This window comes from Labrys wisconsinensis, from assembly GCF_030814995.1.
GTDB lineage: Bacteria > Pseudomonadota > Alphaproteobacteria > Rhizobiales > Labraceae > Labrys > Labrys wisconsinensis.
The window spans coordinates 96,615-116,892 of the sequence record NZ_JAUSVX010000001.1; the positions used below are offsets into that span (position 1 = coordinate 96,615).

The window sequence follows — 20,278 nt, forward strand, 5'->3', positions numbered from 1 at the left end:
TCTCAGAATTTTGGCAGAGCGGCGCATGACGGATCAGATCCTCCAGACCGGCGTCGAGATCATTCCGGTCATCGACCTCAAGCACGGCCTGGTGGTGCGCGCCCGCGCCGGCGACCGCCGGAGCTACGCCCCGATCGTCACACCGCTCAGCCCGACTGCCGATCCCGCCGACGTGGTCCGCGGCCTCCTCGCCGCCGTGCCGGCGCGGCGCCTCTATATCGCCGATCTCGACGCTATCGCCGGCGCCGAGCCCGACTTCGCCGCGATTCGCCGCATCGCCGCCGCCGCCCCGGGCGTCGAATTGTGGGTCGACGCCGGCACCGGCACCCGGGAGCGGGCCCGCGCCCTGCTGCGAGGCGCGCCGGCCAAGCTCGTGCTCGGTTCCGAGAGCCAGGGCGATGCCGGCCTGCTCCGCGAATTCGTCGCGGAGGCCGTGCTGTCCCTCGATTTCCGCGGCGCGGATTTCGTCGGGCCGGTCGTCCTGCGCGACGCCGCGGCGCTCTGGCCGGACGAGGTCATCGTCATGACGCTGGCGCGGGTCGGCACGGGGGCCGGACCGGATCTCGACCGCCTCGCCGCCGTCCGGCGGCAGGCCCCGGGCATCCGCCTCTACGCGGCGGGCGGGCTGCGCGGCCCGGAAGATCTGGAGCTGCTGGCCGGGATCGGCGTCGCCGGCGTGCTGGTCGCCTCGGCCATCCATGACGGGCGGCTCGGCCGGACGCCCGGCGCGCGCTGACGCCAAGTCACCCGGAGGCAGGTCGCGCGGAGGCACAGCCGCAAGGATGCCATCCGCAGCAAACCGCGGATGACGGATCCGACCTTCACCGACGGCCCTGTTCCGGAGAGCTGGGGGAAGCCTGCGCCTCCCCCGTGCCTCACCGGCCCAGAAAGATGGTTGCCAACCGCTGGAGCAGACCTCGCGGCATGGGCGGAGGCTCGCTCTGCCCAGGGTGGTTTCCTGTCTAGGCCGCGAAGGGGTGCTTCACCTGGTCGCGCTTGGCGGTGGCTTCGGCGGCCGTCGGCTCGCCCTTGACCGCGCGCGCGATCGCCTCCTTCGTGGCCTCGTAGTTGAAGCGCTGGATCTTGGCGTCGTCCGAGGCCTCCCAATGGATGAACACGCCGACCAGGATGTAGAGGTCGTCGGCCTCATCAGCCGGGATGATGCCCTCCGCCACCGAATCCTGCACCGCCTTGGCGACGCCGTGCTGGGCCGGGCCGAACATCTGCACGGCCTGCTTGGCGCCCTTGATGGTCACCTTGTTGAACAGGATCGTGTTGGGCTTGCAGGCGAGGTTCGGAGCGATCACGGCCAGCAGGGTCGTGAAGCCGTCCTTGTTGTTGGCGAGCGCATTGACGAACGCCGTTTCCGCGGCGCTGTTCCTCGGTCCGATCACGAGGTCGATATGGGCGACTTCGTTGCCATCGCCGACAAGCGATTCGCCCACGAGCACCTTGTTGATCTTCGCCATCTGAAAGTCCTCCCTATCCAAAGACGATGAAGACCGCCATCAGACGGACGGCGGCCAAGCCGTCTACCCTTGTTTTCAGCGTTCGGCTCGGCACCGAACCGGTTGGCCGGATAGCAATTCGGAGCCTAACCGCGCCGTGGGGCAGCAGGCAAGTATTGCGCGAATCATTTTCCGCTCCGGCACTGGGAAAGTACGTCGCAGAACAGCGTCGCGACTGTGAAATCGGCGCTGGTGCCGGGGTTGAGGCCGTCGCGCTTCAGCGCCGCGTCGAAGGCGAGCAGCGGCTCCAGGCCCTGCGGGCCGGGCGCCAGCCCCGCCACCAGCCGCCGCGCCCGCTCGTGCACCTCGCGCGCCTGCTTCCGCCCGTGCTTGCGCTCGATATGGGTGTCGGGAAAGCGCGAAAGGAAGGCGAGGTGCACCGCGCTGGCGCACCAGATCTCGGGCAGGCCCCGGCGCCGCGCCGCGGCCAGCGCCGGCAGGCCGACCTTGCGCATGTCCGCGAAGCCGTCGCCATAGGCGCGGGCGATCCGGTCGCGCCCGGCGGCGACGGCCATGGCGGCGCCGAGATCGACGGTCGGCGCCTCGGCGACGTCGTGCTCGGCCGCGCTGCCGAGGCCGCTCGGCGCCGCGCAGCGGATCGCGGCGTAGACGTCGGCGGTGTCGGCGACGGTCAGCCCGTCCAGCACGGCCTCGAGCGCAGCGAAGAGCTCGCCCGGCCGCTCGGCCGCCGCCGCCAGCGGCGCGCAGAGCAGGACGATGCCCAGATTGGTGTTCCAGCTGACGCGGGCGATCGTCGCCTCGACCGCGCCGCGCACGCGCTGGCCGACGCTGCGCCCGGGCGCGGCCAGCGGCCCGGCCGAGACCTCGGCGCTCGCTTCGAAATCCGCGACGGTGAAGCCGTGGCCGTCGGCGAAGACATGGACGTTGCCGGGCTTCAGCGCCCTCAGCTCCAGGAGGCAGGCCTCGCGATAGGCGGTCGCGATCGCCTCCGCCGCGATCATGACGCGGCCGCCAGCTGCAAGCCGCGCGCCGCGTGCACCGCCTTGAGGAAGCCGTCGACGATGGCCGCGGCGATGTCGGCATCGGTGACCTTCTGCAGGCCGTTCCAGGCCGGCATGCTGTTGACCTCGAGCACGAGATAGCCGCCGGCGCCGTCGTCGATCAGGTCGACGCCGGTGTAGGCGACGTCCACTGCCTGCGCCGCCGCCAGCGCCAGGGCCGCCGCCGTCGCCGGCACCTGCCAGGGATGGGGCCGCCCGCCCTTGTGCACGTTGGTGATCCAGCCCTGCCCCTCGCGCACCATGCCGGCGACGACGCGGCCGTCGCAGACGAAGACGCGGTAGTCGTGCCACGACCCGCCGATGCGCGGCACGAAGCGCTGGAGATAGTAGACGCGCGACACCGCCTCCGGCTCGGGCAGGTCCTCGGCCCGCGCGATGAGGCAGAGCCCCTCGCCCTGGGAGCCGAACAGGGGTTTGAGCACCAGCGGCGCGTCGGGGCGCGCCTCGCGGGCGACGATGGCGGCCGCCGCCTCCCGGCTCGACACGACGAAGGTGTCGGGGGTGGGCAGGCCGGCCCGCTGGACGAGCAGGCTGGTCATCGATTTGTCGACGCTGCGCTCGATGGAGACCGGGCTGTTCCACACCACCACGCCGGCCGCGACCAGGGCGTGCAGCACGCCGAGCCGCAGCGTCGTCGCCTCGAAGGTGCCGCCGGAGATGGTGCGCAGCAGCACCCCGTCCGGCAGGCCCCCCTCGAAGCCGGGAATGCGCAGCGGCTCGCCGCCGCCGGTGACGACGGCGACATCGGCGAGCGAGAACAGCACCGGCTCGACGCCGCGAGCCCGGAACGCCGCCAGCAGGCGGGCGCGGTGCCATTCGCCGTTCTCGGCGGCGAGGCCGATCGCGAGGCCCTCGCGGCGGGGCTGGGCGTCGGCGAGCGGGGTCATGCGAAGGAGGCGTCCACCAGGTCCGGGGCGAGGCGGCCGGCCCGATAGCTGCGGCCGCTGTCGAGCGCCGTGACGATCACCTCGGCCGGGCTGAACAGATGCGGATCGATGGCGTAGAAATCGCCCTTGAAGCGGCCGAAAATGTCGGCGAAGGGCGCGCCGTGGTCGCGCGAGGTCGAGCTCGGCAGCGCCTCGGCGAGGTCCCGCGCCTCGCCGTCCGGCCCGGACACGAAGAGCTGGATGCGCCCGCCATAGATGATGGCGTCGTTGGTGCGGCCCATGGCCTTGACGAAGTCCGGCGCCGGCGGGGCGAGCGGCGCCGAGCCGATGCCGTCCACCACCCGCTCCAGGGGAAAGCCGAGCGTGTGCACCTTGTGCAGCCCGACCTCCAGCACACGGGCGACGACCTGGGTCGAGCCGGCGAGGCTCTGGGTCGGCGCATAGATGAAGGTGAGGCGATCGGCGGGGAGGCCCGTCGCCTGCGCCACCTTGTCCACGATCGCCCGCGGCGGCGGCGCGCCGGTCTCCAGCACCAGCACGGCCGATTGCGGCGCGTCGTGGTAGTGCAGTTCCTCGAACAGCGGCTCCACCCGCGCCGCGGCCCGGCCGGGGCCGGAGCCGAGCGCGAAATAGGCCTCCTTGCCCTTGCCGGCGGACAGGCTCCAGCCGGCATATTGGCTGGCCAGGCACGCCAGCACCGGATCGGCCGCGTGCACCACCAGCGAGAAGGGCCAGTGCGCCAGCGGTCCTGCCGGCGCCAGGGCCACGGTGGCCAGGCCCGCCAGGCAGATCTCCGCCAGGCGGCGGCCGGCCTCGATCGAGCCGGGAACCCGCGAGCCCGCGTCGATGATCCGCGCGCCGCCGGGCCCCGACGTCACCGAGACCCGCAGCAGCGCGGCATCGGCGGCGAATTTGTCAACGAGCGGCATGGCGAGCGTGTTGATGCTCGGCCGCCTGGGCGTGTCCGTCACCGATGTGTTTCCCGTCTTCTATGAGATCCTGAATGGCCCGGCCGCGAGCCTCGAGAAGGGTGCGCACCGTCGCTGCGTCCGCTGCCCTCGCCTTGACCGTGCAGATCGGCGCCCCCGCGGCGATCCGGCTGGCGGGCTCGGGCCGGTCGGCGGCCCAGTCCGGCCAGTCGGCCGCGGGCACGCAGGCAATGGTCCGCCCGGCATAGAGGATCATCGCGCCGGCCGCCTCCGCCGGGTGTTCTTCCGGCGTCCCAAGCTGTCCGTCCGCCGCCGCGACATGGCGCCGGAGCAGCGGCGTCGGCCGCCGGTCGAGCACGTCGAGGGTGGCGCCCGGACGCGGATTGATCTCCAGGAGCCACCAGCGTTCGCCCGCGACGAGGAGGTCGGCGCTGGCCAGGCCCGTGAGGCCGAAGGCGGGCACCAGGCGGCGCAGCGCCGCCTCGACCGCGGCTGCGAGGCCTGCCGGCAGGGAGCCGGGCTCGATCGCGCCGCCATAGCGCCAGGGCGCGCGCCGGCCCGGCGACACCCATTGCCGCGTCACCGCGACGAGCTGCGCGTCGTGCCCGTCGGCGAGGAAGGCGACGCCGAAGGCTTCCCCCGCCACGCGCTCCTGGAAATAGGCGTCCCGTCCCGGCCCGGCCGCCGCCTCCCGGATATGGCCGCCGCCGGAGCCGCCGCGTCGCTTGCGCAGCCAGGCCCCAGTGCCAGCCCCCGTGCCGGACAGCGGCGGCGCAAGGGCGACGGCGGGGTGCGGGATGCCGAGCCGGGCCAGGGTGGCGGCGAAGTCGAGCGGATCCTTCAGGCGCCGGACGCAAGCCGGCGAGGCGCCGATCAGCCGGAAGCGCCCGGCAATGGCCGCCATCAGCCGGGTCCGCCGCTCGAAGCCGCTGCCCAGCACGACGCCGCGCACCCGCACCGGGCTCGCCGCGGCGAGGCTCTCGAGCGCCGCCAGGACGCCGTCCTCACGGAAGCCGAGGCCCAGCCGGCCGTCGAGGCCGCGCCAGGCCGCGGCCAGCGCCCGCGTGTCGCTGTCGCCGAACAGGTCGGCCACCAGCGGCACGAAGCCGGCCCGCCGCGCCGCGGCCGCCAGGGCGCGGCCCGACTGGGCCGCGATCAGCAGGGCCTCGCCGTCAGCCGGCGATCTCGAGGGCAAGCTTGTAAGCATCGCGAAAATCGAACACCTGCGGCGTATCTGCCGTCAGCAACCGCCGGAACAGTCCGGATTCGGTCCGGTACTTGACATTGCCGACGGCCAGCGCGCCGACCGCCAGCGCCTTGCCGGCGCCGAAGGGCTTGCCGTCGGCCATGACGTCAACGCCCTCCAGCCCGGCCGGCGGCACGGCATTGACGTCGGCGGCGACCAGCAGGCCGCTCGCGGCGGCGAGCTGGGCCGCGTCGAGGATGGTGACGCCCGCCGGCCCGGCCGAGAGGACGACGGCGGCGGCCCGCGCCGCCTGCGCGCGCGCCTCGGCGCTGGAGCCGTCGGCGGCGCCGACCTCGACGCCGAAGCGCTGCTTCATCTGCGCCGCGATCGCCCCGACCCGCGCCGTGCCGTCATGGCCGGCCAGGGTGACCCGGGCTCCCTCGGTCGCGCACAGGACGGCGGCGCAGAAGGCGACGACGCCGGTGCCGCCGAAGATCGTCACCGCCTTGTCCTTCAGGGCGCCGTGGCCGGCCTGGCGCAGCACCTTGCCGACCACCGCGACCAGCGCCGCGCCCGTCGTGAAGGAGCCGGCCGGGTCGGCGAAGAGGTTCAGGCGGAACGGCGGCACGAAGGCGGCGCGGGCGACGTCGAGCATGTCGAGCGCCAGCTCCGCCCGCTTGCCGGCGATGAACACCGTGGTGCGCGTGCCGTCGCCGGGCGAGCGCGAGAAGATGGCGTCCTGCACCAGGCTGCGCACCTCCTCGAGCGTGACGCCGGTATAGGGCACGACCACGTCGAAGCCGGCGTCCACCGCCATGTTCACGTCGAACGGGCTCATGTGCTTGAGCGGCGACAGCATGTGCAGGATGGATCGGCTCATTGGGCGGAAGCTCCCAGTCGCGTGGCGGGGTAGGCGGCCTGTTCGACCTTCGGACGCGCCAGGATCCGCGCGCCGCGGTTGCGGCCGCGGGCGATGAGGAGGGTCAGCCCCGCCGCATGGGCGCGGATGCTGACGGCGCGCAGCATGCGCCGCGCCTCCGCCTCGGAACCGATGATGGCAAAGCCCGTCGGGCCCCAGGAGCTCTGGCCGACGCCGGCGACGCCGCGCGCCTGCAGCTCGGCCAGGATGGCGGCGACCGCCGGGCTGGCGAAGCGCCCGCCCTGCACCGGCGCGAAATAATCGCCGACCACGCGCTGCACCTCGGTCACGCCGCGCCCGAAGGCGTCGACGTCGCCGGTGACGGCGGCGGGGAAGATCTGCATCAGCGCCAGGCGGCAGAGCTGCGCCGCGTCGGCGGCCGGGAATTTCGGCAGCCGGGCGAAGGCCGAGGCCTCGCTGGTGCCGTGCACGCCCAGCGCCGTGTCGTCGAGGATCAGCAGGATACGCCAGGCCTCCGGGAACGGCACGCGGGCGATGATCGGCGGCGCGGCGTCACCGCCGTCGCGGCCGCCGTCGAGGATCAGGCCGCCGTCGCGGAAGGCGGCGAGCCCGATGCCGGACCGGTTGCCGCGGTCGAGCGCCCCCGCCGCCGCAGCCGGATCGAAGGGCTTGCCGTACATGCGGGCGAGGGCGGCGGCCGTGGCCAGGGCGAGCTGCGTGCCGGAACCGAAGCCGGCATGCGGCGGGATGGTGCTCTTCAGCTCCAGCCGGCCGAGCGCCGGCACGCCGAGATGCTGCGCCGCCGCCTCGACATAGCGCCGGAGGCGCTCGGGCTCCGGCCCCTCCACCTCGAGCACCGGCGCCGGCACGATCCTGAGATCGACGGTGGGACGCTCCAGCGCCACGCCGAAGCTGCCGAAGCGCCGCCCGAGGCTGCCGTTGAGGTCAAGAAACCCGAAATGCAATCGTGCCGGCGCAAGCACCCGGGTCGCAGCAATGCTCGTGGGCGGCAGGTCCCTCACCTCAGTCGATCCCCTCTTGTCTTGCGTGATGAAGTGGAAGTCGATGGCACGGCGACAACTTTCGCACCAAGCGCAAAGACTTTGCAACTCGCGCCATCCTTAGAAACCTCACATATTGCAACGCAACAACTCGGGTGACTTGCTTCGTCGACATTGCGGATGCCATCATGACGCAGTTACGCACCGAGAGGAAGCAATGCCAGCCTGGATCGAGGGTCGATCGGTCAGCAGGGAGGAGGCGACCGCCGCGGCGGGGCGGCTGCTGGCCGGCGCGCGCCACGCCATTGTGGGCGGGCTGGCGGGGGATGTCGATGCGATCCGCGCCGCCTGCCGCCTCGCCTTCCGCCTCGGCGCCTCGCTCGACGCAAACGGTTCCGAGGGCCTCTATGCCGAGCTCTCCGTCCTCGCCGGCAGCGGCGTCATGGCGACGACGCCGTCGGAGGCGCGGGCTCGCGCCGACCTCGTCCTGGCGGTCGGCACCGTGGCGGCGCGCTCGCCCGCGCTGGCCGCGCTCGCCGCCGGCGAGCCGCACCGCGGCGACGGGAGCCGCCGGCGCCGGCTGATCGTGGTCGCGGAGCAGCCCGGGCCTGCGGCCAAAAGCGGCAGGGACCTGCACGTGCCGCCGGTCGCCGGCAGCCTTGCTGCGACTCTTGGCCTCATCCGCGCCATTGCCGGCGGGCGCCTCGCCGCCGACGGTCGTTCGCCGGAGCTGGCTGAGCTCGGGGCGCAGCTCGCCGGGGCAGCCTTCGGCGTCGCCGTCTACGATCCCGGCGAGCTCGGCGACCTCGCGGTCGACCTGCTGCAGGGCATGGTCAAGGAGCTCAACGTCACCACCCGCTTCACCACCCTGTCCCTGGCGCAGGCGGGCCGCGCCGCGCTGCAGGTCGGCGCCTGGACCACGGGCGACGGGCCGCGCACGGGCCTCGCCCGCTTCTATCCCGAGCACGACCCCTGGCGCTTCGATGCCGCGCGGCTGATCGCCGCCGGCGAGGCCGATGCCGGCCTGTGGGTCGGGCCGCTGGCACCGCTGCCCTGGCCGGGCCGGCTTCCCGCCGCCGCCCTGCTCAGCGGCGCGGCCGGCGGCGAGGCGGCGATCGTCATCGACGTGGCGAGGCCCGGCGAGGACGCCGCCGGCACGCTCTGGGACGAGGAGCGGGGGACGCTGGCCTACCGGCCGGCCCTCCGGCCGGGCACCGCGCCGACGGCCGCCGCCGTCCTCGCCGCGATCGAGGCCGCGCTGCCGCCGCAGGTGGCGTCATGCTGACGCGCATCGCCGGCGGCCGCCTCGTCGACCCCGTGAGCAGGCGCGAGGGCATCGGCGACCTCTGGATCGCCGGCGACCGCATCGTGGCGGCGCCGGCGAACGCCGTGCCGGACCGCGAGATCGACGCTGCCGGCTGCATCGTCATGGCCGGCGCCATCGACGTGCATTCCCATATCGCCGGCGGCAACGTCACGCTTGCCCGCCTGCTCCTGCCCGAGCTCAGGGCCGGCGAGGAGGCCGCTGCGCCGGACCTGCCCTTCGGCACGGCGCGCTGGTCCACCTTCGAGACCGGCCGCCTCTATGCCCGCATGGGCTACACCACGGTGATCGAGCCGGCGCTCGTGCCGACGGCGGCGCTCGCCACCCATCTGGAGCTCGAGGACATCCCGCTGATCGACCGCGGCGGGCTCGCCGTCGTCGGCAACGACGACCAGCTGCTCTCCCTGCTGCGCGGGCGCGAGAGCCCCGCCGCCATCCGCGATTACGTCGCCCTCACCCTCGCCAACGCCCGCGGCCTCGGCCTCAAGGTGATCAATGCCGGCGGGGCCGCGGCGTTCAAGGAGAATGTCCGGCGCTTCGGCCTCGACGACACGGTGCCGAGCTACGGCCTGACCTCGCGCGCCATCCTCACCGCCCTGCTCGACGCGGCCGAGGCGATCGGCGTGCCGCACCCCCTGCACGTCCACGCCAACAATCTCGGCCTGCCCGGCGCCGCCGACACCCTGCTCGAGACCTTCGCGGCGGCGGAGGGACGGCGCATCCACCTCGCCCATGCCCAGTTCTATAGCTACGACCGGCACGAGGCCGGCGGCTTCTCCTCGGCGGCCGAACGGGTCTCGGCCGCCCTGGCCGACCATCCCAACGTCACGCTCGACGTCGGCCAGGTGGTGTTCGGCCAGACCTGCACCATCTCGCTCGACATCCTGCGCCAATATGCCGGCCACAAGTCCGGCCGCCCGCGCAAATGGATCCTGGTCGACGGCGATGCCGAGGGCGGCGGCATCGTCCCCTACCGCTACAACAGGGGGAACGGCGTCAACGCCCTGCAATTCGCCATCGGGCTGGAGCTGTTCCTGCGCGCGCCCGATCCCTGGCGGGTGCTGCTCACCACCGACCACCCCAATGGCGGGCCGTTCACCGCCTATCCCCGGCTGATCCAGCTCCTGATGGACAAGGAAGAGCGCGACCGCGTCCTCGCCGGCCTGCCGGCGATGGCGCGCGAGCGCTCCGGCCTCGCATCGATCGAGCGCGAATACACGCTTCGTGAGGTGGCGATCATGACCCGCGCCGCCCCGGCCCGGCTGCTCGGCCTCGCCGACCGCGGCCATCTCGGCCCCGGGGCGCGGGCCGACATCGCGCTCTACGAGGACCAGCCCGACCGCGCCGCCATGTTCGCCGCGGCCAAGCTGGTGCTCAAGGACGGCGAGATCATCCTGCGCGACGGCGAGCCGCTGGGCTGGCGGGCCGGGCGGACCCTGACGCTGCAGCCGCCGGTCGACCCGGCGATGGCGCGGCGGGCCGATGCCTATCTCGCCGACCGGTTCGGGACCGGGCTCGCCGGCTTCGCCGTGCCGCAGGCGGCCTTCGCGGACCGCGCCGTGTTCGAGGTCGAGCCATGCCGGACCTGAGCCTCAACGGCATCGCCCTCGACGACACCTTCGCCGAGGCCTTCGGCATGGCGGCGACCGCCGTCGTCGTCACCGCCGACACGGCCCGCTGGGCCGGCATCGCCGCCGCGACCATGACGGGCTTTGCCACCTCGGTGATCGGCTGCGGCGCCGAGGCCGGGATCGACCGGCCCGTGGCGGCGGCCGAGACCCCGGACGGGCGGCCCGGCGTCCGGGTGCTGCTGTTCGGCTTCGACCAGAAGGGCCTCGCCGGCCAGCTCACCCGCCGGCTCGGCCAATGCGTGCTCACCAGCCCCGGCTCGGCCTGCTATGCCGGCACCGAGGGCCGGACGCGGCTGAAGATGGGCGCCAACCTGCGCTATTTCGCCGACGGCCACCAGGTCGCCAAGCGCCTCGGCGGCCGGCGCTACTGGCGCCTGCCGGTCATGGACGGCGAGTTCGTCTGCGAGCACGACACCGGCCTGGTCGAGGGGGCGGTCGGCGGCGGCAACCTCTTGCTGCTCGGCCGCAACCAGCCCGGCACGCTGGCCGTGGCCGAGATCGCCGCCGAGGCGGCCCGGGGCGTGCCCGACGTGATCCTGCCCTTTCCCGGCGGCATCGTCCGCTCCGGCTCCAAGGTCGGCTCGCGCTACAAGGGCGTGATCGCCTCCACCAACGACGCCTATTGCCCCAGCCTCAAGGGCCGGCCCGGCTCGGCGCTGGCGCCCGAGGTCGGCGCCGTGCTGGAGATCGTCATCGACGGCCTCTCGGCCGGCGCGGTGCAGGCCTCGATGCGCGCCGCCCTGCACGCCGCCGTCGCGGCCGGCCCCGCGCACGGGCTGCTGCGCGTCACCGCCGGCAATTACGGCGGCAAGCTCGGCAAGTTCCACTTCCACCTGCGGGACCTCCTCCGATGAGCGCGCTCGCCTTCTCGCTGCGCGAGGCCCCGCCCGAGCGCCTGGACCTGTCGCCGCTGACGCCCGGGCGCCTGACCGGGCTGACCCTGCCCGAGATCGAGCGCCTGCCCGTCGGCACGACGCGCCTCGGCGTCCGGGTCGGCGACGTCTTCACCGTGACGGCGGGCAATGCCGGCGACATCCGCCTCCTCGGCGGCTCCGCGCGGCTCGACAATGTCGGCCGCGGCCTCGCCGCTGGACGCATCACCGTCGAGGGCGACGTCGGCCAGCGGCTCGGCTTCGCCATGGCCGGCGGCGAGATCGTCGTCACCGGCGCGGCCGGCCCCTTCGCCGCCAGCGGCGCCCGCGGTGGCACGGTGCGGATCGGCGGCGACGCCGACGAGCGGGCCGGCGGGGCCGTGCACGGCGCCATGGCCGGGCTCGACGGCGCCACCCTGATCATCGGCGGCCGCGCCGGCCCGCGCCTCGGCGACCGCATGCGCCGCGGCCTGATCCTGGTCCGCGGCGCCGCCGGCGACCATGCCGGCGCGCGCATGATCGCCGGCACCATCCTCGCCCCCGCCGTCGGCCGCCATCCCGGCATCGGCATGCGGCGGGGCACGATCCTCACCAGCCGGCACGGCGGGCTGCTGCCGACCTTCGTCGAGACCGGCCGGCACGACCTCGTCTTCCTCAGGCTGCTGCGCCGGACGCTCGACGCCCTCGCCCCGGACTTCGCCGACCTGGTGCCGGCGACGGTGCGACGCTTCGCCGGCGACCTCGCCACCCTCGGCAAGGGCGAGATCCTCCTGCCCGCGGACGCTTGAACGCCGCATCCCGCTTCGGGACACCGGCCATCGCGCCGCCGCCTGCGTGTGGCCGGCCTGCGTCACTCCGCCTCCGCGTCGATCGGAGCGCCGCGCATCGCCCGAGCTTGGCCTGAAGCTTGCTTGAAGCAGGCTGCGAGCGGTGCAGACCGCGCGCCACCTTGCGGAAGGGCTGCTCTCCGCGCTTTTGCAATCGCCCGACGCGCTCGGGCACTGCCAAGAAAGACGACCCGATGCTGATCGTTCTGTCCGCCTGCCTGATCGCCTCGCCCGCCACCTGCCGCGAGGAACGGATCAACTGGTCCATGGAAGACGCGACGCCGATGCGCTGCCTGATGCTGTCGCAGGAGACGCTGGCGCAGTGGAAGGAGAGCCATCCGCGCTGGCAGATCGCCCGCTGGAGCTGCGTGCCGCGCGACCGCGTCACCAACGCCATCTGAGCTTTCGCCCGGGCAGGGCCGCTGGCTCTCCACAGCCGTGCGGTGCCGGCGGGGCCGGCGGGCTTTGATGCACGCCGGTGCCATGGCAGGTTGTGACATCCGTCACGGCACTGCGAAAAGATGAGATCGCTCAGGGCCAAGCTCTCGGCCTTCATCGGCGGCGTGGCCCTGCTTACCGTCCTGGCGGCGGCGGGAATCCTGTTCGCCGTCCGGGTCTCGGACCGGACGCTGGAGCGTGTCTCGCAGTCGCAGCACCGGCTCGACCTGCTCACCGAGGTCTCCGGCCGCATCACCGATTACGGCCTCGCCGCGATCGACACCGCCAATGCCGGGGCGGACGGTGCTTCGCGCCTCGCCGACCTTGATGTGCGCGCCCGCGCCGTGGCCATCGCGATCGAGGCCGCGCAGGCCAGCGACGCCGTCGGCGAGCAGGCGCCGTCCCGCGGCCGGCTGCTGGCGCATCTGCGCGGCGATTTCGACATCCTGACCGCGCAGGTCAGCCGTGCCATGGCCGCCGAGAACGCCGAGGCGCGCGGCGACATCATCCGCGGCGCCCTCAACGGCTTCGGCACCACGGCCGGTCCGAACCTCTCGCAGCTGGTGGAGGGCGAGCGCCGCTTCCTGCAAGGCGCGCGCGACGAGGCGCGGCAATCCTCCCGCCGCCTCACCATCGGCGCGATCGTCGCCGCCGCCCTCGCCCTGGCGGCGGCGCTGGTGCTGCACCGCACCATAACCCAGCCCCTGCTGCGCCGGCTCGCCGCCATGGAGCATGCCGCCGCAGCGATCGGTCGCGGCGAATTGGAGACCCGGCTCGACGTCGCCACCCATGACGAGCTCGGCCTGCTGATGGCCCGCTTCAACCGCATGGCGACGCGGCTCGCCCGCCGCACCCGCCGGCTCGATGAGGACCGCGCCGCGCTGGAGGGCACGGTCACCGAGCGCACCGCCGACCTCACCGCCGCCAACGAGCGCCTCGCCGCCATCGACAATTCCCGCCGGCGCTTCTTCGCCGACGTCAGCCATGAACTGCGCACGCCGCTCACCGTGGTGCTCGGCGAATGCGACGTGACGCTGCGCGCGCCCGCCATCCCCGAGACCGAGGCGCGCAGCGTGCTCGCCACCATCCGCCAGCGGGCGCTGGCCCTGCACCGGCGGGTGGAGGACATGCTGCGCGTGGCGCGCTCGGAAAGCGGCGAGATCGAGCTCAGCCCGGCGCCGGTGCCGCTCCGGCCGATCCTGGTGGAGGCGGTCGACGCCTTCGCCACCCCGGCCCGCCGCCGCGGCGTGGCGCTGCGGCTTGATGCCGCGGAGATCGACGTCGACATCGAGGCCGACCGCGACTGGCTGCGCCAGATCGTCGAAGGCCTGATCGACAACGCCCTGCGCCATGCCGCCGGCGCCAGGACCATCGTCGTCGCCATGGAGACCACGCCGGCGACGGCGCGGATCCTGGTGAGCGACGACGGCGCCGGCATGGATCCGGCCGTGCGCGAGCGTGCCTTCGAGCGCTTCGCGCGCCCGTTCAGCAAGGCGGCAGAGCCCGGATTCGGCATCGGCCTCTCGCTGGCGCACTGGATCATCGCGCGACATCACGGCCATATCGCGATAGACTCGTCTGAAAACGGCGCGGCCGGCACCAGAATCGTGATCGAGCTGCCCAAGAAGTAACCAGCTGGGAGGTCAGCAGTGAACGTCCTTGTGGTCGAAGACGATGCCGATATCGGCTCGATGCTCCGCCGAGGGCTCGGTGCGGAAGGGTTCGACGTCACGGTGGTGGAGCGTGCGGACGATGCGCTCGACACTGCCCGAGCCAACAATCCCTGCGCCGTGCTCCTCGACATGATCCTGCCCGACGGCTCCGGCCTCGACGTCTGCCGCTCGCTGCGCGACGGCGGCCATACCGGCCCGATCCTGTTCCTCAGCGCCAAGGACGAGGTGCGCGACCGGGCCGAGGGCCTCTCCGCCGGCGCCGACGACTATATCGTCAAGCCCTTCCAGTTCGACGAGCTGGTCGCCCGCCTGCGCGCCCATCTCCTGCACCGCTCCGGCCAGGTCGACGAGCGCGAGCGGCTCATCGCCGGACGGTTGATCCTCGACAATGCCACCCGCCAGGCCCTCTACGGCCCGGTGCACGTGCGCCTGACCCAGCGCGAGGCCGAGCTGCTGGCCCTCCTCATGCACAGCGCCAACCGGCCGGTGTCGCGTGGCGACATCTTCGACGCGCTGTGGGCCAATCATGGCGGCGTGTCGCTCAACGTGGTCGACGTCTATGTCGGCTATCTCCGCGGCAAGTTCACCGAGATCACCCGGGCCGGCGGCCCGACCATCGCCACGGTGCGCGGCAAGGGCTTCATGCTCGACCTCGCCGTGACCGCGCCCGTGGAATCCGGCCACGCCGTGCGGCGCTCGTAGAGCCGAGGCCGTTGCGGTGGATCTGGAGCGGAAGCCAAGCGTTTCCGCCCGGATTCTGGAAGAAGTGCAATAAATTAGAATTTCATGAGAGTCTTTCTTCTTGTGGCGCCGGCCGAACTGGGTGACACTTGCCATCGATGTGTTGTCCTCGACGGCACAGAGGTCTCTCACATAATTTTCTTATGAAGAGATCTGGTTGAACCAACGGAGAACCGCCATGCGCTGGAACACGCCAACCGTGACTGAAGTCTGCGTCGGTCTCGAAGTCACCGGCTACATCTCCTCCGACGAGACCCCGCCGGAGTTCTGACCTCGGCTGAGGATGGTCCGGGCGCTCGCGTCCGGACGGAACCGGGTACCGTGCAAGTCATCGTTCTCGGATCCGCAGCCGGCGGCGGCGTTCCTCAGTGGAATTGCCGCTGTCCGGTGTGCCGGCTCGCCTGGTCCGGCGACGGCCGGGTGATCGCGCGGACCCAGTCGAGCCTGGCGGTGTCCGCCGACGGGCAGGCTTGGCTCCTGCTCAACGCCTCGCCGGATATTCGCCAGCAGATCGCGGCGACGCCGGCGCTGCAGCCGCGCCAGGGGGCGCGTCACTCGCCGATCGCGGCGGTGCTGCTGACCAATGGCGATGTCGACCATGTCGCCGGCCTGCTCAGCCTGCGCGAGCGTCAGGCCTTCACGCTGTTCGGCACCGCCGAGACGCTGGGCGCCATCGGCGACAACAAGGTGTTCGACGTCGTGTCCCCTGATCTCGTCCCCCGCAACGCCATCGCCCTGGACCAGCCCTTCGCGGCGCTGCCCGGCCTCACCGCCGAGCTGTTCGCGGTGCCGGGCAAGGTGCCGCTGTGGCTGGAAGGCGAGGCGCCCGAGATCGGACGCGCCACCGAGACCACGGTCGGCGTGCTGCTGCGTGCGGGCGGATCGGCGCCGGTCGCCTATGTCCCCGGCTGCGCCGCGGTGACGCCGGGCCTGCGCGAGAAGATCGCCGGGGCGGGCCTTCTCCTGTTCGACGGCACGCTGTGGCGCGACGACGAGATGATCGCCGCGGGCCTCGGCACCAAGACCGGCGCCCGGATGGGGCATCTCTCGATGAGCGGCCCGGAGGGCTCGATCGCGGCCCTGGCCGACCTGCCGGCCGCCCGCAAGGTCTTCGTCCACATCAACAACACCAACCCGGCCCTGATCGAGGATTCGCCAGAGCGGCGCGAGCTCGAGGCGGCGGGCTGGCACCTCGCCCATGACGGCATGATGGTCTCGCTATGATGGAGCTGCTCTCCCCGCAGGCCCTGGAAGCGGCGCTGCGCGACGTCGGCGCCCGGCGCTACCACAACCTCCACCCCTTCCACCGGCTGCTGCACGGCGGCAGGCTGACGCGCGACCAGGTGCGCGCCTGGGCGCTCAATCGCTACTATTATCAGGCGATGATCCCGATCAAGGACGCGGCGATCATGGCGCGCATGCACGATCCGGCGCTGCGCCGCATCTGGCGCCAGCGCATCGTCGACCATGACGGCGTCGAGGAGGGCGATGGCGGCATCGAGCGCTGGCTGAAGCTGACCGACGGCCTCGACCTGCCGCGCGACTATGTCGTCTCGACCCGCGGCCTCCTGCCGGCGACGCGCTTTGCCGTGGAGGCCTATGTGCATTTCGTCCGCGACCGTTCGCTGCTGGAGGCGATCGCCTCCTCCCTCACCGAGCTGTTCAGCCCCAAGATCATCTCCGAGCGCGTGTCGGGCATGCTGGCGGGCTACGACTTCATCGGCCGCGACACGCTCGCCTATTTCGACAAGCGCCTGAGCCAGGCCCCGCGCGATGCCGACTTCGCGCTCGACTATGTCAGGCAGCATGCGGTGACGCCGGAGCTGCAGCAGGCGGTGATCGCGGCGCTGACCTTCAAGTGCGACGTGCTGTGGTCGCAGCTCGACGCCTTGCACCACGCCTATGTCTCGCCCGGCCTGCCGCCGCCGGGCGCCTGGACGCCGGGCGCGGAGCAGCAGGCATGACCGGCCTGGCGCTCGAGGACGTGCCGCGCCTGCCCCGCGGCGTCAAGCTGCGCTTCGACGACGTGCGCGGCAAGCACATCCTGCTCGCGCCCGAGCGCGCCTTCAACGTCGACGAGGTCGCCGCGGCGATCATCGGCCTGGTCGACGGCAGCCGCAGCGTCTCGGCCATCATCGACGCGCTGGCCGAGCGCTATGCGGAGAAGCGCGAGGTGATCGAGAAGGACGTGGTGGCGATGCTGGACGACCTCGTCGTCAAGCGGGTGGTCGAGCGATGAACGCGCCGATCCGCCCGATGCCGATCCCGATCGGCCTGCTCGCCGAGCTGACGCATCGCTGCCCGCTGCGCTGCCCCTATTGCTCCAACCCGATGGCGCTCGACCGCCGCTCGTCCGAGCTCGAGACCGAAGACTGGAAGCGGGTGTTCGGCGAGGCGGCGGCGCTCGGCGTGCTGCACGTGCATCTCTCCGGCGGCGAGCCGACGGCGCGGGCCGACATCGCCGAGCTGACGGCGCACTGCGCCAAGGTCGGGCTCTACACCAACCTGATCACCTCGGGCGTCGGCCAGGCCTCGGCCCGGCTTCCGGCGCTGTTCGACGCCGGGCTCGACCATGTCCAGCTCTCGGTCCAGGGCGCCGGCCAGGCGACCGGCGACCTCATCGGCGGCCTCGCCGGCGCCCACGCCGCCAAGCTCGCCTTCGCGGCCGAGGTGGTGCGCCTCGGCCTGCCGCTCACCGTCAACGCGGTGATCCATCGCGGCAACATCCACGAGGTCGAGGCGATCATCGCGCTCGCGGTCGCCATGCAGGCCAAGCGCCTCGAGATCGCCCATACCCAATATTACGGCTGGGCCTATGCCAACCGCGCCGCCCTGATGCCGACGCGAGCCGAGGCCGACGCCTCGGTCGCGGTGGTCGAGGCGGCGCGCGAGCGCCTCAAGGGCACCCTGGTCATCGACCTGGTGCTGCCCGACTATTACGGCCTCTATCCCAAGCCCTGCTCCGGCGGCTGGGCCCGGCGCTCGCTCAACGTCACGCCGTCCGGCAAGGTCCTGCCTTGCCACGCCGCCGAGAGCATTCCGGGCCTGGAGTTCTGGTCGGTGCGCGAGCACGACCTTGCGGAGATCTGGCGGAGCTCGCCGGCCTTCACCGCCTTCCGCGGCACCGACTGGATGCCCGAGCCCTGCCACAGCTGCGAGCGCAGGGAGCGGGACTGGGGCGGCTGCCGCTGCCAGGCCATGGCGCTGGTCGGCGATGCCGCCGCCACGGACCCGGCCTGCTCGAAGTCGCCGCACCACGCCCGCATGGTGGCGCTCGCCACCGCGGAATCGGTCGACCCGAATCCGCCGCCCTACATCTATCGCAGGATCGGCGGCACCGCCGCCGAGCCCAGGCAGGGAGAGCCGGTGGCGTGATGCGGACAGGAACTGGAGGGCGCGCCCGAGGGGTGCCGGCCCGGATCGGATGCATCCTGGCGGTCCTGGCCCTCGCCGCCGCCTCCCCGGCCCGGGCCCAGGCGGCGGCGCCCGATGCCGGCACGCTGCTGTTCGAGGAGCCCCAGCTCAAGGGCGTCGCCCCGGGCACGACCCTCACCTATGCCTATTCGCGCAAGGCCACCGACCCCGACCGCTACGGTCCCTCCTTCGACGACACCATCCGCCTCGCCGTCGACAAGGGCGCCAACGCCGACAGCCGCACCATCGCGGTGACCATGTTCACCGGCGAGCATCGCCGCCCGGCCGGTCCGTTCGAGGACATGACCGGCAACCCGGCCCTGTCGCTGTTCCTGGAGAACCACCTGCAGGAGCTGGCGAACCGGCTCCATGCCAATCCGCGCTACATCAAGAACGCCATCCGTGCCGCGCTGCGCGACAAGGCGGTGGTGGAGAAGACCAGCGTCGAGGTGGACGGCCGCCGGCTCGATGCCTGGCATGTGCGGATCGTGCCGTTCACCGACGACCCCAACCGCGCCCGCATGAACGGCCTCGACACCCTCGTCTACGATTTCACCGTCGCCGCCGACCTGCCCGGCGAGATCGTGCGCCTCGCCGCCACGGCACCCGGGCCGGACGGCAAACTCCTGATCGACGAGAGCCTGTCCTATGATGCCAAGGCCCCTTGACGTCCTTCTCGCCGGGATGCTGCTGGCCGCCGCGCCGGCCGCGGCGAACGCCGCCGATCCGCTCGCCAACGACTATCCCACCCAGGCGCGCGTCGACTATGTCTTCGGCTGCATGGTGGCCAACGGCCAGACGCACGAGGCGATGGAGCGCTGCTCCTGCTCCATCGACGTCGTCGCCTCGATCCTGCCCTATGACCGCTATGTCGACGCCGAGACCATCCTGTCGATGCGCCAGGGCGTCGGCCAGAGCGCCGCCATGTTCAAGTCCACGAGGCAGTTCGACGACATGGTGGCGGAGCTGCGCCGCGCCCAGGCGGAGGCCGAGGTCCGCTGCTTCAAGTAGCCGCACGCCTCAATGGCTGACGGACTTGGAGAAGACGTTGACCACGATGACGCCGAGGACGATCAGGCCCAGCCCGAACAGGGCCGGCGCGTCCAGGCTCTGCTTGAACCAGACCCAGCCGACGGCCGAGATCAGTACGATGCCGGCGCCGGACCAGATGGCATAGACGATGCCGGCCGGCATGGCGCGGATGGCGAACGACAGCAGCCAGAAGGCGACGGCATAGCCGGCGACGGTGATCAGGCTGGGCGCCAGCTTCGTGAACCCGTCCGACGCTTTCAGGGCGGAGGTGGCGATCACCTCGGCGACGATCGCCACCGCCAGGCAGAGATAGGTCGAGGCGGGGATCATCGGGGCGTCTCCTTCGCATAGGTCATGGCGACGAGGGCCTGCACGACGTCGGCGCGCCGGGCGGGCGGCACGGCGTCGTAGCCGGCGAGGTCGGAGAGCCACAAGCCATCCGCAGCCAGGCGGCAGACCAGGAGCGTGGTCACATCCGCCTCCGCGGCGAGGTCGGCCTGCCAGGCCTGCCGGACCCAGGCGCTCCAGCGCTCGCGCAGGGTCGGGTCGGCCAGCATCAGGGTCAGCGCCGCGCGCCAGAAATCGCCCTCCTCATCGGGCAAGCCTCGGGTGCCGACCTGGATATAGGCCCGCGCCGCCCGCCCCCGCGGCTCGGGGTCGGCCGCCATCTCGGCTGCGAGCTCGGCGGAGAAACGCTGCCACATCCGGTCGAACAGGGCGTCGATCAGCGCGCGCTTGCCGGGGAAATGGTGCTGCAGCCCGCCCTTGCTGACGCCGGCGCGCCGGGCGACGGCATCGAGCGTCACCGCCTCGGCGCCCTTCTCGACGGCGAGGCGCACGGCAGCGGCCAGCACCTGCTGGCGCAGGAGGTCGGGTTGCTTCGGGCGGTGATGAGCGAGGGTCATGAGGTAAA

The 20,278-nt window shown here is 72.5% G+C and carries 22 protein-coding genes and 1 pseudogene; 14 read left to right on the forward strand and 9 right to left on the reverse strand.

The features are described 5' to 3' along the window. Positions 1–25: 25 nt before the first annotated feature. Positions 26–736, forward strand: a complete 711-nt coding sequence (locus QO011_RS00425) for a HisA/HisF-related TIM barrel protein (RefSeq protein ID WP_307266305.1) — start codon at positions 26–28, stop codon at positions 734–736. 226 nt (positions 737–962) lie between these two features. On the opposite strand, the gene fae is transcribed toward QO011_RS00425, so the two are convergent. From fae to QO011_RS00460, 7 genes are all read right to left on the reverse strand, one after another. Further along, a complete protein-coding gene (fae, locus tag QO011_RS00430) occupies positions 963–1,469 on the reverse strand; it encodes a formaldehyde-activating enzyme (protein WP_307266307.1) in 507 nt (168 codons plus the stop codon). A 164-nt stretch (positions 1,470–1,633) separates the two neighbouring features. Beyond that, entirely contained in the window at positions 1,634–2,470 is an 837-nt protein-coding gene (locus QO011_RS00435) for a triphosphoribosyl-dephospho-CoA synthase (RefSeq protein ID WP_307266308.1), read from the reverse strand. Further along, entirely contained in the window at positions 2,467–3,417 is a 951-nt protein-coding gene (locus tag QO011_RS00440) for an ATP-grasp domain-containing protein (protein ID WP_307266309.1), read from the reverse strand. The genes QO011_RS00435 and QO011_RS00440 overlap by 4 nt, the downstream gene beginning before the upstream one ends. Next, on the reverse strand, positions 3,414–4,388 hold the full coding sequence (gene mch / locus QO011_RS00445; RefSeq protein WP_307266311.1) for a methenyltetrahydromethanopterin cyclohydrolase: 975 nt from the start codon (positions 4,386–4,388) through the stop codon (positions 3,414–3,416). Before mch ends, QO011_RS00440 begins: the two co-directional genes overlap by 4 nt. Beyond that, positions 4,333–5,541, reverse strand: a complete 1,209-nt coding sequence (locus tag QO011_RS00450) for an ATP-grasp domain-containing protein (protein WP_307266313.1) — start codon at positions 5,539–5,541, stop codon at positions 4,333–4,335. The genes mch and QO011_RS00450 overlap by 56 nt, the downstream gene beginning before the upstream one ends. Beyond that, a complete protein-coding gene (locus tag QO011_RS00455; protein ID WP_307266315.1) occupies positions 5,519–6,412 on the reverse strand; it encodes an NAD(P)-dependent methylenetetrahydromethanopterin dehydrogenase in 894 nt (297 codons plus the stop codon). The genes QO011_RS00450 and QO011_RS00455 overlap by 23 nt, the downstream gene beginning before the upstream one ends. Further along, entirely contained in the window at positions 6,409–7,434 is a 1,026-nt protein-coding gene (locus QO011_RS00460; RefSeq protein ID WP_307266318.1) for a beta-ribofuranosylaminobenzene 5'-phosphate synthase family protein, read from the reverse strand. The genes QO011_RS00455 and QO011_RS00460 overlap by 4 nt, the downstream gene beginning before the upstream one ends. Before the next feature lie 196 nt (positions 7,435–7,630). Here QO011_RS00460 and QO011_RS00465 point away from each other — a divergent pair, with 196 nt between their 5' ends. The 13 genes and pseudogenes from QO011_RS00465 (at position 7,631) to QO011_RS00525 (ending at position 19,344) form a co-directional block, all read left to right on the forward strand. Continuing rightward, positions 7,631–8,698 (forward strand): molybdopterin-binding domain-containing protein, encoded by a 1,068-nt coding sequence (locus QO011_RS00465; protein ID WP_307266321.1) that lies wholly within the window; start codon positions 7,631–7,633, stop codon positions 8,696–8,698. Further along, positions 8,692–10,326, forward strand: a complete 1,635-nt coding sequence (locus QO011_RS00470) for a formylmethanofuran dehydrogenase subunit A (protein WP_307266323.1) — start codon at positions 8,692–8,694, stop codon at positions 10,324–10,326. The genes QO011_RS00465 and QO011_RS00470 overlap by 7 nt, the downstream gene beginning before the upstream one ends. Then, on the forward strand, positions 10,314–11,222 hold the full coding sequence (gene fhcD, locus QO011_RS00475) for a formylmethanofuran--tetrahydromethanopterin N-formyltransferase (protein ID WP_307266325.1): 909 nt from the start codon (positions 10,314–10,316) through the stop codon (positions 11,220–11,222). The genes QO011_RS00470 and fhcD overlap by 13 nt, the downstream gene beginning before the upstream one ends. Beyond that, a complete protein-coding gene (locus QO011_RS00480; protein WP_307266327.1) occupies positions 11,219–12,028 on the forward strand; it encodes a formylmethanofuran dehydrogenase subunit C in 810 nt (269 codons plus the stop codon). The genes fhcD and QO011_RS00480 overlap by 4 nt, the downstream gene beginning before the upstream one ends. Positions 12,029–12,261: 233 nt before the next feature. Further along, positions 12,262–12,468, forward strand: coding sequence for a hypothetical protein (locus tag QO011_RS00485; protein ID WP_307266330.1), 207 nt, complete (start codon positions 12,262–12,264; stop codon positions 12,466–12,468). 120 nt (positions 12,469–12,588) lie between these two features. Then, entirely contained in the window at positions 12,589–14,136 is a 1,548-nt protein-coding gene (locus QO011_RS00490; protein ID WP_307266331.1) for a sensor histidine kinase, read from the forward strand. 18 nt (positions 14,137–14,154) lie between these two features. Beyond that, on the forward strand, positions 14,155–14,880 hold the full coding sequence (locus tag QO011_RS00495) for a response regulator transcription factor (protein WP_307266333.1): 726 nt from the start codon (positions 14,155–14,157) through the stop codon (positions 14,878–14,880). A 217-nt stretch (positions 14,881–15,097) separates the two neighbouring features. Continuing rightward, on the forward strand, positions 15,098–15,190 hold the full coding sequence (pqqA, locus tag QO011_RS00500) for a pyrroloquinoline quinone precursor peptide PqqA (protein ID WP_307266336.1): 93 nt from the start codon (positions 15,098–15,100) through the stop codon (positions 15,188–15,190). Positions 15,191–15,240: 50 nt separating this feature from the next. After that, the gene (gene pqqB, locus QO011_RS00505) at positions 15,241–16,143 is read left to right on the forward strand and encodes a pyrroloquinoline quinone biosynthesis protein PqqB (RefSeq protein WP_307266338.1); all 903 of its coding nucleotides are present in this window, start codon (positions 15,241–15,243) and stop codon (positions 16,141–16,143) included. Beyond that, positions 16,140–17,158 (forward strand): annotated as a pseudogene (gene pqqC, locus QO011_RS00510) (pyrroloquinoline-quinone synthase PqqC). Before pqqB ends, pqqC begins: the two are co-directional and overlap by 4 nt. Beyond that, positions 17,155–18,294: a pyrroloquinoline quinone biosynthesis protein PqqE gene (pqqE, locus tag QO011_RS00515; RefSeq protein WP_307266340.1), complete on the forward strand. Its 1,140-nt coding sequence runs from the start codon at positions 17,155–17,157 to the stop codon at positions 18,292–18,294. Before pqqC ends, pqqE begins: the two are co-directional and overlap by 4 nt. Positions 18,295–18,326: 32 nt before the next feature. Further along, the gene (locus QO011_RS00520) at positions 18,327–19,001 is read left to right on the forward strand and encodes a hypothetical protein (protein ID WP_307266342.1); all 675 of its coding nucleotides are present in this window, start codon (positions 18,327–18,329) and stop codon (positions 18,999–19,001) included. Continuing rightward, the gene (locus QO011_RS00525) at positions 18,982–19,344 is read left to right on the forward strand and encodes a hypothetical protein (RefSeq protein WP_370881883.1); all 363 of its coding nucleotides are present in this window, start codon (positions 18,982–18,984) and stop codon (positions 19,342–19,344) included. Before QO011_RS00520 ends, QO011_RS00525 begins: the two co-directional genes overlap by 20 nt. A 9-nt stretch (positions 19,345–19,353) precedes the next feature. On the opposite strand, the gene QO011_RS00530 is transcribed toward QO011_RS00525, so the two are convergent. Then, positions 19,354–19,695 carry a DMT family transporter gene (locus QO011_RS00530; RefSeq protein WP_307266345.1) on the reverse strand — a complete coding sequence of 114 codons (342 nt, stop codon included), beginning with the start codon at positions 19,693–19,695 and terminating at the stop codon, positions 19,354–19,356. Continuing rightward, positions 19,692–20,270, reverse strand: a complete 579-nt coding sequence (locus QO011_RS00535; protein WP_307266347.1) for a TetR/AcrR family transcriptional regulator — start codon at positions 20,268–20,270, stop codon at positions 19,692–19,694. The genes QO011_RS00530 and QO011_RS00535 overlap by 4 nt, the downstream gene beginning before the upstream one ends. Positions 20,271–20,278 lie beyond the last annotated feature (8 nt).

Excerpts from the sequence above, each read along its gene's own strand:
- QO011_RS00480 (WP_307266327.1), top strand. The coding sequence starts at position 11,219 with ATGAGCGCGCTCGCCTTCTCGCTGCGCGAGGCCCCGCCCGAGCGCCTG.
- fae (WP_307266307.1), bottom strand. The coding sequence starts at position 1,469 with ATGGCGAAGATCAACAAGGTGCTCGTGGGCGAATCGCTTGTCGGCGAT.
- QO011_RS00525 (WP_370881883.1), top strand. The coding sequence starts at position 18,982 with ATGATGCCAAGGCCCCTTGACGTCCTTCTCGCCGGGATGCTGCTGGCC.
- QO011_RS00535 (WP_307266347.1), bottom strand. The coding sequence starts at position 20,270 with ATGACCCTCGCTCATCACCGCCCGAAGCAACCCGACCTCCTGCGCCAG.
- QO011_RS00455 (WP_307266315.1), bottom strand. The coding sequence starts at position 6,412 with ATGAGCCGATCCATCCTGCACATGCTGTCGCCGCTCAAGCACATGAGC.
- QO011_RS00485 (WP_307266330.1), top strand. The coding sequence starts at position 12,262 with ATGCTGATCGTTCTGTCCGCCTGCCTGATCGCCTCGCCCGCCACCTGC.
- QO011_RS00490 (WP_307266331.1), top strand. The coding sequence starts at position 12,589 with ATGAGATCGCTCAGGGCCAAGCTCTCGGCCTTCATCGGCGGCGTGGCC.
- QO011_RS00470 (WP_307266323.1), top strand. The coding sequence starts at position 8,692 with ATGCTGACGCGCATCGCCGGCGGCCGCCTCGTCGACCCCGTGAGCAGG.
- pqqA (WP_307266336.1), top strand. The coding sequence starts at position 15,098 with ATGCGCTGGAACACGCCAACCGTGACTGAAGTCTGCGTCGGTCTCGAA.
- QO011_RS00465 (WP_307266321.1), top strand. The coding sequence starts at position 7,631 with ATGCCAGCCTGGATCGAGGGTCGATCGGTCAGCAGGGAGGAGGCGACC.
- QO011_RS00425 (WP_307266305.1), top strand. The coding sequence starts at position 26 with ATGACGGATCAGATCCTCCAGACCGGCGTCGAGATCATTCCGGTCATC.
- QO011_RS00435 (WP_307266308.1), bottom strand. The coding sequence starts at position 2,470 with ATGATCGCGGCGGAGGCGATCGCGACCGCCTATCGCGAGGCCTGCCTC.
- fhcD (WP_307266325.1), top strand. The coding sequence starts at position 10,314 with ATGCCGGACCTGAGCCTCAACGGCATCGCCCTCGACGACACCTTCGCC.
- pqqE (WP_307266340.1), top strand. The coding sequence starts at position 17,155 with ATGAACGCGCCGATCCGCCCGATGCCGATCCCGATCGGCCTGCTCGCC.
- QO011_RS00530 (WP_307266345.1), bottom strand. The coding sequence starts at position 19,695 with ATGATCCCCGCCTCGACCTATCTCTGCCTGGCGGTGGCGATCGTCGCC.
- QO011_RS00440 (WP_307266309.1), bottom strand. The coding sequence starts at position 3,417 with ATGACCCCGCTCGCCGACGCCCAGCCCCGCCGCGAGGGCCTCGCGATC.